The 17,619-nt window shown below is 34.6% G+C and carries 13 protein-coding genes; 11 read left to right on the top strand and 2 right to left on the bottom strand.

Annotated elements, in window-relative coordinates; genetic code table 11:
- Positions 1-10: 10 nt before the first annotated feature.
- Together iadA and AC4CVH_RS04860 are read right to left on the bottom strand one after the other, a co-directional pair.
- Complete coding sequence (iadA, locus tag AC4CVH_RS04865) at positions 11-1,183, bottom strand: beta-aspartyl-peptidase (protein ID WP_490786613.1); 1,173 nt, start codon at positions 1,181-1,183, stop codon at positions 11-13.
- Positions 1,184-1,261: 78 nt separating this feature from the next.
- On the bottom strand, positions 1,262-2,248 hold the full coding sequence (locus tag AC4CVH_RS04860) for a biotin--[acetyl-CoA-carboxylase] ligase (protein WP_490786612.1): 987 nt from the start codon (positions 2,246-2,248) through the stop codon (positions 1,262-1,264).
- 161 nt (positions 2,249-2,409) lie between these two features.
- On the opposite strand from AC4CVH_RS04860, the gene AC4CVH_RS04855 reads away from it, so the two are divergent.
- From AC4CVH_RS04855 to AC4CVH_RS04805, 11 genes are all read left to right on the top strand, one after another.
- Complete coding sequence (locus AC4CVH_RS04855) at positions 2,410-3,327, top strand: ribonuclease Z (protein ID WP_490786611.1); 918 nt, start codon at positions 2,410-2,412, stop codon at positions 3,325-3,327.
- A 56-nt stretch (positions 3,328-3,383) separates the two neighbouring features.
- Positions 3,384-4,829: an MDR family MFS transporter gene (locus tag AC4CVH_RS04850; protein ID WP_490786610.1), complete on the top strand. Its 1,446-nt coding sequence runs from the start codon at positions 3,384-3,386 to the stop codon at positions 4,827-4,829.
- A 240-nt stretch (positions 4,830-5,069) separates the two neighbouring features.
- Complete coding sequence (locus tag AC4CVH_RS04845; protein ID WP_490786609.1) at positions 5,070-5,411, top strand: hypothetical protein; 342 nt, start codon at positions 5,070-5,072, stop codon at positions 5,409-5,411.
- Between the two features lie 348 nt (positions 5,412-5,759).
- Positions 5,760-6,809 carry a carbamoyl phosphate synthase small subunit gene (locus AC4CVH_RS04840; protein ID WP_490786608.1) on the top strand — a complete coding sequence of 350 codons (1,050 nt, stop codon included), beginning with the start codon at positions 5,760-5,762 and terminating at the stop codon, positions 6,807-6,809.
- A 23-nt stretch (positions 6,810-6,832) separates the two neighbouring features.
- Positions 6,833-10,039: a carbamoyl-phosphate synthase large subunit gene (gene carB, locus AC4CVH_RS04835; protein ID WP_490786607.1), complete on the top strand. Its 3,207-nt coding sequence runs from the start codon at positions 6,833-6,835 to the stop codon at positions 10,037-10,039.
- A gap of 77 nt (positions 10,040-10,116) precedes the next feature.
- On the top strand, positions 10,117-10,704 hold the full coding sequence (locus tag AC4CVH_RS04830) for a protein kinase (protein WP_490786606.1): 588 nt from the start codon (positions 10,117-10,119) through the stop codon (positions 10,702-10,704).
- Between the two features lie 121 nt (positions 10,705-10,825).
- On the top strand, positions 10,826-12,067 hold the full coding sequence (locus AC4CVH_RS04825) for a PucR family transcriptional regulator (RefSeq protein ID WP_490786605.1): 1,242 nt from the start codon (positions 10,826-10,828) through the stop codon (positions 12,065-12,067).
- A 158-nt stretch (positions 12,068-12,225) separates the two neighbouring features.
- Positions 12,226-13,374 carry an iron-containing alcohol dehydrogenase gene (locus AC4CVH_RS04820; protein ID WP_490786604.1) on the top strand — a complete coding sequence of 383 codons (1,149 nt, stop codon included), beginning with the start codon at positions 12,226-12,228 and terminating at the stop codon, positions 13,372-13,374.
- Between the two features lie 28 nt (positions 13,375-13,402).
- Complete coding sequence (locus AC4CVH_RS04815) at positions 13,403-14,752, top strand: aminotransferase class III-fold pyridoxal phosphate-dependent enzyme (protein WP_490786603.1); 1,350 nt, start codon at positions 13,403-13,405, stop codon at positions 14,750-14,752.
- 67 nt (positions 14,753-14,819) lie between these two features.
- The gene (locus AC4CVH_RS04810; RefSeq protein ID WP_490786602.1) at positions 14,820-16,046 is read left to right on the top strand and encodes a Zn-dependent hydrolase; all 1,227 of its coding nucleotides are present in this window, start codon (positions 14,820-14,822) and stop codon (positions 16,044-16,046) included.
- A 65-nt stretch (positions 16,047-16,111) separates the two neighbouring features.
- Entirely contained in the window at positions 16,112-17,599 is a 1,488-nt protein-coding gene (locus tag AC4CVH_RS04805; protein WP_490786601.1) for an NCS1 family nucleobase:cation symporter-1, read from the top strand.
- Positions 17,600-17,619 lie beyond the last annotated feature (20 nt).

The raw sequence follows: 17,619 nt of genomic DNA, 5'->3' as shown, positions 1-17,619 counted from the left end.
ATGAATGCTTTTATAGATTTCTGGGCTCAAAGGTATCATATACAGTTGGTTTATGTCCCTTAACCATTATTTTACCTTTGGATATAACATGTGATATATTAAAATTGTTATCAATAAGAAGCAAATCTGCATCGAAGTTTTCCCTGATATGACCCTTGTCGGCCAGTTTAAGCAGTTTTGCAGGTGAGGAGGTCATTGGGATAAGGGCATCTTCCAGAGGAATACCTTTTTTAAAGGTTTCATGAATTGCCTCCATATTTGTGGTTGGAAGTCCAACTGTCAGTTGTGTAAGTCTTCCTGATGAATCAAACAGGGGCATGCTTCCTCCGGAGTCCGAACTCATTGTTATATTGTACGGAGATATTTTTTCTTGAAGCATTTTTATATAGAGATCCGAGGCGGATACTGCGGTGTCACCTTCATTTTTTATTCCGGTGGTTATATCTATATGACCGCCGGATTTTGCGTATTCTATTGATTGATCCGTAACTTTTTTATTCCTGTTTACATGAGTCGGAAGAAGGTTTTCGAGAGGAATATCCGAGGCGTCTATCACATCAAAAAGAGGACGAAGTCCAAGTTTACCGTCTCCGACATGAAGGTGAAGTATACCGCATTTTCCAGAGAGAAGTCCTCCGACTCTGCATTCACTTCCTATATGAATGAGACTCTCTACAGAAGGACAGCTGCTTCTGTGGTCGGATATGGCAATTTCACCTGCACCAACAATTTTATCAACAAGTATTATATCACTCCTTACGGTGTCTGTAAGGGTTCTTGTAGGCACTTCATAACATCCTGTCCAGCAGTAGGTTGTGAGCCCTTTTTCCTGAAGGGCTCGGGATTTTGCAAGAAGGCTTCCCATACTTCTTCCTGTACCATCTGTTCCGAGAAGTCCTATACAGGTTGTGATTCCGTTTAAAGTGAGTTTTGAAAGCTCCATCTCAGGTGTTCTGTTTGTAAAACCACCTTCGCCGCCGGCACCGTTTATATGCACATGGAGGTCTATGAGACCGGGAATTGCAGTAAGACCATCTGCGTCTATTGTGGTTGTTTCAGGAAAATTATTCTTTGGTATTGTGATATTTGAGGATATGAATATTATTTTGCCGGAGCAAATTAATATGTCTTTTTTCCCAAGATGTTCAGGTGAAAATATGTCTGCATTTTTTATGAGAAGCATTTTAAGATCACTCCCGACGATTTTTATAATTTAGTATGCGTAATCTGTAAAAAAGTATTCATTTGCAAGTTTAGTATTCTATATATAGTCGTTCAATCCACGGATAGATATTTCGCCTGATATAAGATTGTCCGTGGAGCCGTCGGGATATTCAACCTTGAGTTCCCCGTTTTTTTGTATATCCACAGCTTTGGCGTAAGATATATTGCCACATGATATTATTTTTATGTTTTTTCCAAGTATTGCAGAGCGTTTTTTGCATATTTCAAGTGATTTATTTACTGTGTTATATTTTGAAAACTCTTCATAGAGTTTTTCAAATTCGTTTAAAATTGAGGATATAAACAGTTTTCTATCTATACTTTGGCCTGTTTCTATTTTAAGTGAAGTTGCCTTCAGCGATATATCCTCATTGAAATCAGAAGGGTCAAGATTAGCATTTACCCCCATTCCAAGAACTACGTAATTTACTCTGTTGAGTTCACCACTCATTTCTGTAAGTATTCCACATACTTTTTTATGGTTTACGATTATGTCATTCGGCCATTTTATGTATGCGTCTATATTTAGATTTGCCAGAGAATTTACAATGGAAGCTGCAGCTACTTGAGTTATTTTTGGAATGTTTATAGGTTCGGTTTTTGGCCTTAGTATTATTGAAAACCATATCCCCTTGTATTTTGGGGAAAGCCACTGTCGTCCAAGTCTGCCTCGACCAAGGGTTTGCTCCTCCGATATAACTACGGAACCATGAGCTTCTCCTTTTTCAGCAAGTTCTTTTGCTTTTAGGTTTGTTGAGGCTATGCTGTCGAAGTGGAGAATGTTTTTTCCTATATATTTAGTAGTCAAAGTTTCCTTTATTTCTTCAAAAGTCAGAATATCTGGGGACGACACCAGTTTGTATCCTTTTTTTGAAGAGGATTCTATTTTGTAGCCGTCTTTTCTAAGACTATTTATGTATTTCCATATTGAGGTTCGGCTCACATCCAGTTTTTCGCTTATTACCTGGCCAGAGGTAAATTCATTCAGATTTTGCTTTAATAGAGCTAATACAGATTCTTTCATAAAAATTATCCCACCTTTATACTAATCGTATTATACTACAGTAGACTCAAATATAGAAGTCGCAAGACACTTCTAAAAACAGGACCTTGTTTTGTATTTTTATTTTGGATTGGTCTATAATTAGATTATTGAAGACACAATTTGATTTGGAGGGCGTTTTTATGGTGGATGTATGTTTGCTTGGCTGCGGCGGCAGTGTTCCAACACCTGAAAGGTTTCTGACAGCTCTTTTAGTTTCAGTAGGCGGCAGAAAACTACTTATAGACTGCGGCGAGGGAACTCAGGTAAGCGTGAAACTCAACAAACTTGGTTTTAAATCTATAGATGTAATTTTAGTGACTCATTTTCATGCCGACCATATTGCAGGACTTCCGGGAATGCTTCTTGCAATAGCAAATTCCGGCAGGACTGATCCTCTCGTTGTAGTAGGTCCGGAGGGACTTTCGAAAATTATGCAGGGCCTTATGGTAATTGTGCCGGAATTGCCATATGAGTTGAAACTTGTTGAAGTTTCAGACGGAGTATCAGGCAAAATAAAAAAAGGCCAGTTCAATATAGAAATACTTCCTGCAGACCATAGAATACAATGTTTTGCATATTCAATATATATTGAAAGAAAGCCAAAATTTGATAGAGAAAGGGCAATTATAAACAACGTTCCTTTAAAGTTGTGGAAAAGGCTTCAGCAGAAAGAAACGGCAGAATTAAATGGAAAAGTGTATACTCAGGATATGGTTCTTGGAGAAACCAGAAGGGGTATTAAAATTTCATATTGTACTGATTCAAGACCTACAAAGGAGCTTGAAAGTTTCATAGAAAAATCGGATTTGTTTGTGTGTGATTCCACTTATGGAGATGAAGAAAAATATGAAAAAGCCGTTAAATACAAGCATATGCTTTTCAGAGAAGCGGCGCATCTTGCAAAGAAAGGAAATGTACGCGAGCTTTGGCTTACGCACTTTAGTACATCGATGCCACATCCTGACATATATATAGATAATGCCAAAAATGTATTTTATAATACGGTTTTAGGCAGTAACGGACTTAAAAAGACTTTTAATTTTGAGAAACGAGGCTAATATATGATATAATTGAGTGTAAAATTTTAATAAAGAGATCTGGAGATGTGATTTAAATGGAAAAATCTAAGCGCGGAATTATTGTAGCTGTCATGCTGGCAATGATTTTGGCAGCTGTAGAAAGTACCGTTGTTACTATAGCAGTACCTACCATAGTAGGAGATTTGAATGGTTTTGAGCTTGTAAGCTGGGTGTTTTCGCTGTATCTTCTTACATCTTCTGTAACTACACCTGTTTATGGAAAACTTGCGGACTTGTATGGAAGAAAAAATATACTTTCAGTTGGAATAATGATATTTCTTGCAGGGAGTGCCGGATGTGGAATATCACAAAGCATGCATCAGCTTATATTGTTTAGAGGTGTACAGGGAATGGGAGCTGGAGCAATATATACAATTACATATACCATAGTTGGAGATCAGTTTCCAATTTCACAAAGAGCGAGAGTTCAGGGATGGTTAAGCAGTACGTGGGGAATAGCAAGTCTTGCAGGGCCTTTTATAGGAGGAGCTCTTATAGATGTTCTGTCATGGCACTGGATATTTTTTATAAATGTTCCTTTTGGTATAATTTCGATAATACTTTTACAGAAAAATATAGTTGAAAATCTTGAGTCAAAGCAGGTCAAGCTGGATTATAAAGGGGTTGTTGTGCTTTCCATTGCAATTGTGTCACTGCTTTTTGGATTTATGTCAAAGAATAATGACTATGGAATGAACTATATTAGACTTGGAATATTCTGTACCATATCTGTCGTGTCAATGCTTTTGTTTTATAAGGTTGAGAAAAAAGCGGATGATCCGATTATACCCTTTGAGATATTCGATAGAGCAAGTTTTTTTACAAATGCGATAAGTTTTATGCTTTCTGCGATATTAATGGGTATTGACGTTTATATGGCAATATACATACAAAATGTACTTGGATATAATGCTACAATATCAGGACTTGTTATGGCACCTATGTCGCTTACATGGCTTTTGTCTACAATATTCATAGGAGACAAAATTGTCAGGTTTGGTGAAAAGCGTATTATAATTATTAGTGGATTTATTACTCTTACAGGCAGTTTTCTACTTCTTTCTCTTGGAACGGATTCCTCAATATTTTTTGTAATACTTTTTTCTGCTTTGCTTGGAATTGGTTTTGGTACAAGTTTTACTACACTTACTATATTTATACAGCTGTCGGTTGATTACAATATGAGAGGAGTTGCAACAGCTTCAAATACGCTTCTGCGTAATCTAGGACAAACAATAGGGGTGAGCGTGTTTGGCAGTGTGTTCAATATTTTTATAATGAGATATTTAAAACATCTAAATATAAGCAATATAAATCCCAATGATTTGTATTCCAAATATCAAGAAGTATCTATATCAGAGGATATGGTTAAATCTTCCCTAAATTATGGACTTCATGTAATTTTTATTGGAATGATTTTAATTAGTTTGAGTATTATGATATCGGCATTTATGCTGCCTGACAATAAAAAGGCTCAATAAATATTATCAATATTGTTATTTATATAACTATACTTTTTGGAAAAAATGTGTTATAATAAATATAATAAAGCTGAAGAAAGATAAAAAGTGTTATACAGTTCAATTATATTTCGATTGGAAGTATTTTTATAAAGAAGTTTGTTAAAAGTTTCTCAAGTGTTTTGTATTTATCATATATAAAAGCATATAATAAATTTTGTAGAAATATTAAAGTAAGATTTAAAAAAGGAGTTGGGTATTATGAGCAAGTATAAAGTTGGAGATGAATTAATAATAGTTACAAATCCTTCTGAGGATGCAAAGAAACTTGAAAGTTTGACTAAACTTGAAGTAAAAGATAATTTTGCTAAGATATCGTGGGGATTGAAAATTATTGATGTAGAGTATGACAAGCCTAATGTAACTTTAACTTATCAGAATCTATATGGCGATGTAAGTAAAGTATATGCAGTGTGCAATGATGTTGAAAATTTTGATCATGAAAAAGTTCTTGAAAAGGCTCTTTTGAAGGCATTTCAGGCTGAGATCATAAATATAACTACGATTAAAAATGTGAAAAAAAGTGAAAGATGTTCATTTTAAATAGAATTATCCTAATACAAAAGTAGGAGGACTGAGGACGGCTGTGCTGTCCTCTTTAAATTTTTTGGCGATATTTTTGACTTGACACAATCATATTTTTAAATTAGAATAGTCATTAAGAATTTAGTGAAAAATACACTTTAAATTGGTCCTGTGAGGCCAGAAAGAGGTATAAAATATGAGTATGTATTTTTGTTTTGGCGTATCAAAAAAATTGAATGCTTTTATATTTGAATGTAGACAAAGGTAACAGGAAAAGTATCCATGGTTAATTTTCCCGTTACCTTTATTTTTGTTAAAGTGATTGTTGAGTGTATTTTTACTGTGAAAATACGGGAGGTAATATTTATGAAGGCAAAATTGATACTAGAAGATGGAAGCAGTTTTGATGGAGAGGCTTTTGGATATTTGGGAGATGCTTTAGGAGAAGTAGTTTTTAATACCGGAATGACAGGATATGAAGAGATACTGACTGACCCATCTTATTATGGACAGATTGTGACTATGACCTATCCTCTCATAGGAAATTATGGAATAAACTTAAATGATATGGAGTCTAATTCACCAAAAGTTAGGGGCTTTGTTGTGAGGGAAAACTCAAATGAGTCAAGTAATTTCAGGTCTGAACTCGAGCTTGAGGATTATTTGAAATTAAACAAGATAATTGGAATTTCAGGGATTGACACAAGAGCTCTCACAAAGCTTTTAAGAAGCAAAGGTACTATGAAGGGCATGATAACAGTAAAGGATATTGATTTTTACACAATAAAAGATGAGATAAACTGCTATTCAAATTCCAGTGCTGTTTCCGATGTTACAACGAAACAAATTTATTCAATAGGTAAAGGAAAAAGGCATATAGCAGTTCTTGACTTTGGAGCAAAAAAAAGTATACTTGAAAATTTTATAAATAGAGGATTTAAAGTTACAGTATTTCCTGCAGGTACATATCCGAAAGAGATACTGTCGGTGAATCCGGATATGGTTTTCTTGTCAAATGGACCGGGAGATCCGTCGGACTTGAAATACGAAATAAACAATATAAGAGAAATTGCAACTAAAAAACCTACTGTCGGGATATGTCTTGGACATCAACTTCTTGCACTGGCCTTTGGAGGCACTACTTCAAAACTGAAATTCGGGCATAGAGGATGCAATCATCCAGTGAAGGATCTTAAAACAGGCAGAGTTCATATAACATCACAGAACCATGGATATTATGTAAGCAGACTTCCGGAGAACATGGAGACAACTCACATAAGTCTGAATGATGGAACTATAGAAGGCATGAAGCACAAGTATCTTCCTGTATATTCGATACAGTTTCATCCGGAAGCATCGCCGGGTCCTGTAGATAATAACTATATATTTGATGAATTTGTGAAGTATATGAATTAGAGACGAGAAGGGAGAAATGAGATATGCCTTTAAATAAAGATATAAAAAAAGTTTTGGTTATAGGATCTGGACCGATAATTATAGGTCAGGCTGCAGAGTTTGACTATTCCGGTACACAGGCATGTGAATCACTTAGAGAAGAGGGGATTGAAGTTGTACTTATAAACAGCAATCCGGCAACTATAATGACAGATCATGAAGTTGCTGATAAAGTGTATATAGAGCCTCTTACAACTGAGTTTGTAGAAAAAGTGATAATAAGAGAAAGACCAGACAGCCTGCTTGCAGGAATGGGAGGACAGACGGCACTAAATCTTGCAGTTGAATTATATGAAAAAGGAATACTAAAAAAATATAATGTGAAGATAATAGGAACTTCCATAGAATCTATCAAGAAGGGTGAAGACAGGGAGATTTTTAGAGATACAATGAAGAAAATAAATCAACCTGTTGTTGAAAGTGCAATAATAACAGATGTGGAAAGTGGAAAAGAATTTGCAAGACAAATTGGATATCCTGTCATAGTGAGACCGGCATATACACTTGGAGGCACAGGAGGCGGAATTGCGGAAAACGAGGAAGAGCTGAATGAGATACTTGAATCAGGACTTGAATTAAGCTCAATAGGGCAGGTTCTTCTTGAAAAAAGTATAAAAGGATGGAAAGAAATAGAGTATGAAGTTATGAGAGATAGTTATGGCAACTGCATAACTGTATGTAATATGGAAAATATAGATCCGGTTGGAATCCATACGGGAGACAGCATAGTTACAGCACCGAGCCAGACTTTGTCAGATAAGGAATATCAGATGCTAAGAACTGCATCGATTGACATAATAAATGAAGTTGGTATAGAAGGAGGCTGTAATGTACAGCTTGCGCTTGATCCGAATTCATTTGAGTATGCTGTAATAGAGATAAATCCGAGAGTGAGCAGATCATCGGCACTTGCATCAAAAGCAACAGGTTATCCTATTGCAAAGGTTGCGGCAAAAATTGCTCTTGGATATGGACTTGACGAAATAAAAAATGCAGTTACAAAGAAAACTTATGCTTGTTTTGAACCATCTCTTGACTATGTAGTAGTTAAAATACCAAAATGGCCATTTGATAAGTTTCAGGATGCCGATAGGGAACTTGGCACAAAGATGATGGCTACAGGTGAAATCATGTCAATAGGAAGCAATTTTGAAGCAGCGTTTTTAAAGGGAGTTAGATCTCTTGAAATTGGAAGTTACTCACTTGACTATAAAAAGTTTAAAAGCTCCAGTCTTGAGGAACTTAAAAATAGGATTAAGTATCCGGATGATGAAAGAATATTCGCTCTTTCAGAAATGATAAGAAGGGGATATAGAGTTGACATGCTTGCCAGCGTAACTGGAATTGACAAGTTCTTTATATACAAGTTCAAATGGATTATAGATCAGGAAGAAAAATTGAAAAGTAGTACTGTAGAGGATATAAATAAAAAATGGCTTACACTTTTAAAGAAAAAAGGATTTTCAGACAAAGCAATAGCCTGCATGCTTAATGTTTCACCGGATGAGATATACAGGCTAAGAAATATATGGAGTATATATCCTGCGTACAAGATGGTAGATACGTGTGCAGGTGAATTTGAAGCACTTTCTCCTTATTATTACTCTACTTATGAGATGGAAGATGAAGTTCAAGTATCTGACAAAAAGAAGATACTTGTTGTAGGTTCGGGTCCAATAAGAATAGGACAGGGGATAGAGTTTGATTATGCTTCGGTACATTGTATAAAAATACTCAGAAAAATGGGCATAGAAACAATTATTGTAAACAACAACCCTGAAACGGTAAGCACAGATTTTGATGTTTCAGATAAATTGTATTTTGAACCTATAACGGAAGAAGAAGTTCTAAGCATCGTTGACAAGGAAAAACCGTATGGGGTAATATTGCAGTTCGGCGGCGAAACTGCGATAAAGCTGGCAGAATTTCTAAAACAAAAAAATATAGTAATACTTGGTACTACAGCGGATCAGATAGATATGGCGGAGGACAGAGAAAAGTTTGATGATTTGCTTGAAAGACTTGATATAAAAAGACCTAAGGGAAAAGGAGTTTGGTCTGTGGAAGACGGGCTCAAAGAAGCCGCAAAAGTTGGTTTCCCTGTACTTGTAAGACCTTCTTATGTTCTTGGTGGGCGTGGGATGGAAATTACATATGACGACAGGGAGTTAACCTACTATTTGTCCAAAGCTTTTGACAAAGACAAGAAAAATCCGATACTTATAGACAAATACCTTATGGGAAGAGAAATAGAAGTAGACGCCATATGTGACGGTGAGGAAGTTTTGATACCAGGTGTTATGGAACATTTGGAAAGAGCCGGTGTGCACTCAGGTGACAGCATAACCATGTATCCAAGTCAAAATGTAAGTTGTGATATTAAAGAAAAAATACTTGATTATACAAAAAAACTTGCACTTGGCATAGGAATAAAAGGCATGATAAATATACAGTTTATAGAATATAAAAATACTTTGTATGTAATAGAAGTCAATCCAAGAGCATCAAGGACGGTTCCGTATATAAGCAAGGTAAGTGGCGTTCCTATAGTTGACATAGCGACAAGGGTAATGCTTGGAGAAAAGCTTAAAGATATGGAATATGGAATTGGAATTTTTAGAGAACCTGAGATTTGTGCAGTGAAAGTTCCTGTGTTTTCGACTCAAAAACTTCCTAATGTTGAAGTGTCACTTGGCCCAGAGATGAGGTCTACAGGTGAAGTTTTAGGTGTGGGTAAAAATCTAACTGAGGCATTGTATAAAGGGTTTGTTGGAGCAAATATGTTTACGGAAAACAAAATTAAAACAATACTCGCGACTATAAGCGATCATGACAAGCAGGAATTTTTACCTATTGCCAGGGAAATAAACAAGGCAGGAATACAATTTGCAGCTACTAAAAATACAGCTAAGCTTTTGAGAGACAGCGGGATAGAAGTAAAAGAAGTTAGAAAGATGAAAGAGGAAAAACCAAATATAATAGATGTTATAAAGAACGAGGAAGTTGATCTTGTAGTAAACACTCCTACTAAAGGAAATGATTCTTCGAGAGATGGTTTTCATATAAGAAGAGCGGCAGTTGAAAGAAATATAGAAGTAATAACATCTCTGGATACTTTTAGAGCAATGACGTATGTAAAAAATAGCAGCTGGAATCATAAAGATCTTGAAGTGTTTTCAAGGTACAGATAAAATTAATTGCTTTTTCAGTAAATTAACACGTACTCTTTTCATAGAATATACTAGCAGTAATTAGGAAGGATAGTTTTATGGGTAAAAATTCAGGCTATTATATTCAACTTGATGATGAAGGTGAAAATTTTTTAAGAGAGGGACAGTTTTTGGGAGCAGGTCACAATGGTATTGTATATGTACTTCAAGATAACAAAGTTATAAAAGTATTCAAGGATAGTAAGGTATGCCAAACCGAGTGTGATATACTCAAAAAAGCTTCAATAAGCAAATATTTCCCGGACGTATATGCATATGGTTCCTATTATATAGTAAGAAGTTATGTAAAAGGGACCAGACTTGACTATTACATCAAAAAAAATGGACTTAATTATGAAACTGCTCATAATATGATTGAACTTTTAAAAGAATTTAAAAGACTCAAGTTTACAAAGCTGGACATACGATGCAAAGATTTGTACTTAGATAAAAAATTTTTTATAAATGTTATTGATCCCAAAAACAGCTATTCGAGAAGTTGTATGTATCCAAGACACTTGATGAAGGGGCTTAATAAACTTGGAGTGCTTGGAAAATTTTTAAATGTAGTTCGCCTGGAATATGGTGAAGTATATGATGATTGGAGTTTTAGAATAGAAAGGTATTTGAAACGTGGAATAAAGTGAATACTAAAGGATTGTTTAATACGCCATTTTATTATATTATAATAAAATGGCGTATTATTTTATGAAATTTACAAAATAAATATAGAAAATTTAATATAAAATAAATTATAGGGGCGAAAAAATGATTGTAACTTGTAGAAATATGTTGAAGATACCAGGACTTGAAAAAATGAAACTGGTAGCTGGAAAAGATGGACTCGACAAGGTTATAAATTGGGTTCATATTATTGAAATACCAAATGCAGCCCTTTATCTGAGAGGTGGAGAACTTCTTTTTATGACAGGAGTTGTTATAGGAAGTGACTCAAAGCAGCTTTTAAAATTTATTAAAGATATAAGTTCAAGAAAATTATCCGGTCTTGTAATAAATATTGGACCATATATAAAGTCAACACCTAAAGAGGTTTTAGAATTTGCAGATAGAATTGAGTTTCCTGTATTTGAACTGCCTTTTGAAGTAAGACTCATAGATGTAACACAAATCATATGTAAAACAATTTTTTCACAGAAGATTGAAATAGAATCTATGAATAATTTTATAAAAGATGTAATTATTGGAGATATAGATATTACCCAACAAGTTCTAAATAGAGCTATATTATATGGTTACAGTATAAACATGTATTATTGTGCAATGGTAATCGACATTGATGATTTTTCATCATACATAATGTCAAATAAATTAAATGATGAGTATTCAATAATGAATGTTAAAAATCATATTTATTCTATTATTGATAATTTGATAGGCAGAAGCAATAGAAGATATTTTATTGCTATGCAAAGTGATAGCTTTTCCTTGATGCTTCCAGTGAAGAAAGATAAGAATATAGATAGCGCTTGTATTAAAGAATACGTATCAGCTACAGCACAATTGTTAAAGGATGAGATACAAAAAAAGATAAATTCTATTACTGTAAGTATAGGAATAGGTGGAATATGCAGTGATTTAAGTGAATTCAAGCAGGCGATTTCAGAAGGTAAAAAAGTTCTTCAGATACTAAAAAGATTAAAAAGATTCAATTGTATTGTAGATTATAAGGAACTTGGCATATTTAGGCTGTTTTTTGAGATGAGTAATTACGATGAAATGAAGAAGCTATTTAATGAAAATTTGTTGAAACTCAAAGAGTACGATGACAAGAATTCCTCTTATTTAGTGAAAACATTAAATTCATATTTAACGAACAATCGAAATTTAGGAAAAACTTCTGAAGAACTCTATATTCACAGAAATACAATGAAATATAGAGTAAAGAGAATAGAGGAAATATTAAATTGTGATTTAAAAGACGGAAAAACTATATTTAATATAAAACTAAGCATAAGGATAGGCATTTTCTTGGATTTAATAAAGTTATAACTATAAAAAATAATGCAGTGTACAAAAGAATTAGAATATATTTGTACACTGTGGATATATATAAATATTTTACAATATGATAAATTATATATAAATTAATTGATAATTTATTAAATAAATACAATATAAATTAACATATAAGAATAGAGGCGATGCTTTTGAAATTATCTATATTTCAAAGTCCTGGAAATGTAATTTATGGGAAGAATTCAGTACAAGCAGTGGGAAAGCAGACTAGGAAATTTGGAAAAAAAGTTATGATTGTTACAGGAAAGAGTTCCTCAAAAAAGACGGGAGCTTTGGACAAAGTATTAAATTCTTTAAAAAATGAAAATTTGGAATGCACAGTTTTTGACAAGGTAGAATCTGATCCAAGTGTAAGTACTGTGAGATATGGAGTAGAAACTTTCAAAAAATCAAATGCTGATGTGATTTTAGCACTCGGAGGAGGAAGCGTACTTGATGCTGCAAAAGCCATAAGCATGGTAGTTGCAAATGGTGGTGATATTACAGATTATGAAAGCAAACTTCCAGAAAAAGAAGTGATACCCATAATAGCAGTTCCTACAACTGCAGGTACTGGAAGTGAAGTTAGCAAATATTCAATAATAACAGACACTGAAAGAAAAATAAAAATGCTTATTGCAAGCGAACTTATAATACCTAAAATAGCGGTACTTGATCCGATACTTACACTTATGATGCCGCCCCAGGTTACAGCTGCAACGGGAATGGATGCATTTACACATGCAATAGAAGCGTACATATCAAAAGCTGTACAACCTATGTCGGAAATATATGCCTTAAAGGCAATAGAGATGATAAGTGCAAATCTTCCAAAGGCGGTATTAAACGGAGAGGATATTTGTGCAAGAGAGAACATGTTAATGGGTCAGATGTATGCAGGTCTTGCATTCAGTAATTCATCAACGGCTTTAGTACATTCTATGTCAAGGCCGCTTGGAGCTTATTATGGAGTACCTCATGGACTTGCCAATGCATTGATACTTTCTGAGGTTATGAAATTCAATCGTGCAGCATGTGCAGACAAGTTTAGGGACATGGCCAAGGCAATGGGTGAAAATATAAAAGGATTATCTGTGAGAGAGGCAAGTTATAGAACTATAGAGAGTGTGCAAAATACTTTTCTTGAAACAGGACTTCCAGTAAGGCTTAGAGATGTAGGGGTTGACGATAAGAACTTCGAGAAAATGGCAGAAGATGCAAAGGCAAGTAAAACTACCGCTTTGAATCCAAGACAGCCAAAGATTGAAGAGATTATAGAAATATACAGAAAAGTATATTAATTTATGAAGAAGGGATGAGTTGGATATCATGGAAAAATCAAAATTAAGTATAGATCTAGAGGATATAAAGAGATATGACAAGAAATACAATATGCATTCCTGGAGTGCACAAAAAAAGCTTGATCCGCCTGTGATTGTAAAGGCTGAAGGAATTTATTTCTGGGATAGTGACGGAAACAGGTATACAGATATGTCGTCTCAACTTGTGAACCTGAATATAGGACATGGGAACAAAACAGTAATAGAGGCTATAAAAAAACAAGCTGAAAAGATTCCTTTTATAGGACCGTCATATGCCGTAGATGTAAGATCAAAGCTTGCCTCAAGAGTAATAGAAAAGGCTCCAGACAATATGGGAAAAGTATTTTTTACTTTGGGTGGAGCAGATTCAAATGAAAATGCTATAAAAATATCAAAAATGGTAACTGGAAGATTCAAAATATTTTCAAGATACAGATCATATCATGGTGCAAGTTTTGGCGCTGCAAATTTGACAGGCGAACCTAGAAGGTATACTTGTGAGCCAGGAATACCTGGATTTGTAAAATTTTTTGATCCCTATGTATACAGGGAAAAAATAAAGTTTGAAAGTGAAGAGGCTGCTTCAAAGTTTTATATTGACAAACTTAGAGAACAGCTCATATATGAAGGAGCGGACAGTGTAGCAGCAATAGTTGTAGAAACTGTAACTGGAAGTAATGGAGTTATAATACCTCCAGGGGGATATCTTAAGGGAATAAGAAAACTTTGTGATGAGTTTGGAATAATGATGGTTTGTGATGAAGTTATGGCAGGCTGGGGAAGAACTGGAGAATGGTTTGCGTGCAATAATTGGGATGTACAGCCGGATATTATAACTTTTGCGAAGGGAATTACATGCGGTTATGTTCCACTTGGAGGAGTAATTGTAAGCAAGAAAATAGCGGAGTATTTTGATGATAATACACTTATGTGTGGACTTACCTACAGTGCACATCCAATATCTTGTGCGGCAGGATGTGCCACCATTGATGTATATGAAAAAGAAGGACTTGTAGAAAACTCGAAGAAAATGGGATTTGTTCTTGGAAAAATACTTGAAAAAATGAAAATAGATCATCCAAGCATTGGAGATGTTAGATATATAGGACTTTTTTCTGCGGTGGAACTTGTCAAAAACAAGGAAACAAGAGAACCTATTGTAGAGTATGGAAAAGATCCAGAAGGAATAATGCCTAGAATAATAGGTATGCTTAAGAAAAAAGGGTTCTCGACGTATTCCCATGAAAACTGCATAATGATTGCTCCACCACTTATAATAAATGAACATCAGATTAAAGAGGCAATGAGCATATTGGATGAAGTTTTATACTTTGTAGATGAATATATAAAAAAATAAGTTCATACTAAATTTATTTTATTTTAAAAATATTGAATATTTAAAAATATAAAGGAGAGTTTTAAAAATGAGAGATATTAGTTGTGATTTAAATAGAATGGAAGATAAAATAGTTACATTCAGCAAATTTGGTGATACAGGGAATGGTGGAATAACAAGACTTGCACTTTCAAATGAAGACATTAGTGCAAGGGATGAATTTTCGAAAAGAATGAAAATACTTGGAGCAAAAATAGAAACAGATGATATGGCCAATATTTATGCTACTTTTGAGGGCTCAGAGGATATTCCGCATATAGCAATGGGCTCCCATTGTGATTCAGTTGTACAAGGGGGAAACTATGATGGAATACTTGGAGTAATGACTGCAATGGAAGTAGCTGAAACAATAGTTACTGAAAAGATACCTCACAGACACCCTATAACTGTAATGATATGGACTAATGAGGAAGGTGCAAGATTTGATCCTGCAATGATGTCTTCCGGAGTTATAACTGGAAAATTTGATAAAGAAAAAATGCTTGCTTCAAAAGATGCAGAAGGAATAACTTTTAAGGAAGCTTTAGAAAAAAGCGGATATAAGGGAGAAAAGAAAAGCAGAATAAATCCTAAAGATTATATGGCACTTCTTGAACTTCATATTGAGCAGGGTCCTGTACTTGAAGCTGAGAAAAAAGATATTGGAGTAGTTGAAGGTGTTGTTGGAATGGTAAATTATGAATTTAAGTTTTTGGGACAGGCAGGCCATGCGGGAACAGTTCCTCAGAAAATGAGAAAAGATGCACTGCTTGCAGCATCAGAGGCCATTCAATATCTTCACAGGGAACTTGACAAACTTGATAATAAACTTGTTTACACAACAGGACGAATAAACTGTTCGCCTAATGTTCATACAATAATACCTGATGATGTCAAATTTACATTGGATGCAAGACATCAAGACCCTGAGGTTATAGAGCAGGTGGTTGAAGTTATAGAAAATATACCTAAAGAACTTGCAGGATGTAAGGTGAGTTATAAAGAACTCTGGGCACGTAAAACTATAAGTTTTAACAAAGAATTTGTAGATATTGTTGAGAAAAATGCAACAAATTACGGATATTCCAGCATGAGAATGTACAGTGGACCTGGACATGATGCACAATTTGCAGCAGATATGCTTCCTACAACTATGATATTTGTACCAAGCATAGGAGGTCACAGTCATTGTGAAATAGAAAAAACTCCGTTAGAAAATTGCCTTAAGGGTGCAAATGTACTTCTTCAGACAGTGTTAGATATTGATGAAAAATAATAAGTTACCAATTGAAATTCGTAGGTGGAGCCTATAAAAATATTCAAGAAAGAAGGGAATTAAAAATGGAAGATTCTATATCAAAAGAAATATATGAATTGGATACTGAACAAAATGAAATAAAAAGCAGTAAGCTCTACAATTCAGATAATGCACCGGTGCCTGTAAAAGAGAGAACATGGAATACTTATAATTTTACTGCTCTTTGGGTTGGAATGGCTCACTGCATACCTACGTATATGCTTGCAGCAAGTCTTATATCCCTTGGGATGAACTGGAAACAAGCACTCGTTACAATAACCCTTGGAAATCTTATAGTACTCGTACCAATTCTTTTGAATGCACATCCAGGTACTAAATATGGAATTAATTTTCCTGTGTTTTCAAGATTATCTTTTGGAGTATTTGGAGCAAATATTCCTGCAATACTTAGAGCAATTGTTGCATGTGGATGGTTTGGAATAAACACATATATAGGAGGAAGTGCGCTGAATGTTTTATTTTCGGCCATGATTCCAGGCTGGAAAACTCTCGGTGGGAATTTTCAGATAGCAGGCCTCAGCCTTCCGTCGGGTATAACTTTCATGATATTTTGGGCAATTCAGATGTTTATAATTTTCAAAGGTATGGAACAACTAAAGAAATTTGAAAACTGGGCGGCGCCTCTTGTAATGATTCTTGCATTTTTTCTTATGATATGGGCAATAAAGTCAGCGAATGGATTTGGACCACTTTTGAGTTCAGAAGGAAAACTTAAAAGTTTTGGAAGTTTTATGTCTGTATTTCCAGCAGCACTTACAAGTATGATAGGTTATTGGGCCACATTGTCTCTCAATATACCGGATTTTACCAGATATTCAAAGGGGCAAAAAGAACAGGCTATAGGACAGGCTATAGGACAGGCTATAGGACTTCCAGTAACAATGACTATATTTTCGGCTATAGGTATAATAATAACCTCGGCAACTATAGTTATATATGGAAAAAGCATGTGGAGCCCTGTAGATATAATATCACAGTTTACAAATCCTATTGCCATGTTCATCGGTTTTTTGGGAATAATTGTTGCATCACTTTCTGTTAATGTAGCTGCAAATATAGTGTCTCCGGCAAATGATTTTTCGAATATAGCACCAAAGCACATAAGTTTTAAAATCGGTGGACTTATAACGGGCATTATAGGAATACTTATTATGCCATGGAAGCTTCTTGCAGATCCAAGTGGCTATGTATATAACTGGCTTGATACTTATTCAGGAATACTTGGACCTGTAGCGGCCATAATAATATGCGATTACTGGCTTGTAAAAAAGACAAAAATAAGTTTAAAAGATTTATATCTTTCACAGGGTATATATTCCTATTACAAAGGATTTAACATAAAAGCAATAATTGCACTTGCAATAGGAATTTTTGGAGCATTTATAGGAAAGATAGTTCCTTCACTTTCAGCTGTTTCAAGTTATGCATGGTTTGTAGGTTTTGGACTTGCGTTTGTGATTTATTATCTTTTGAACTTAGGAAGCAAGGGAACTGACAAAGTTTCTAGTTAAAAATATTTTGTAGAGGAGTG

It is taken from the genome of Clostridium pabulibutyricum, assembly GCF_058242705.1.
This window is presented reverse-complemented; position numbering and strand designations above follow the sequence as displayed.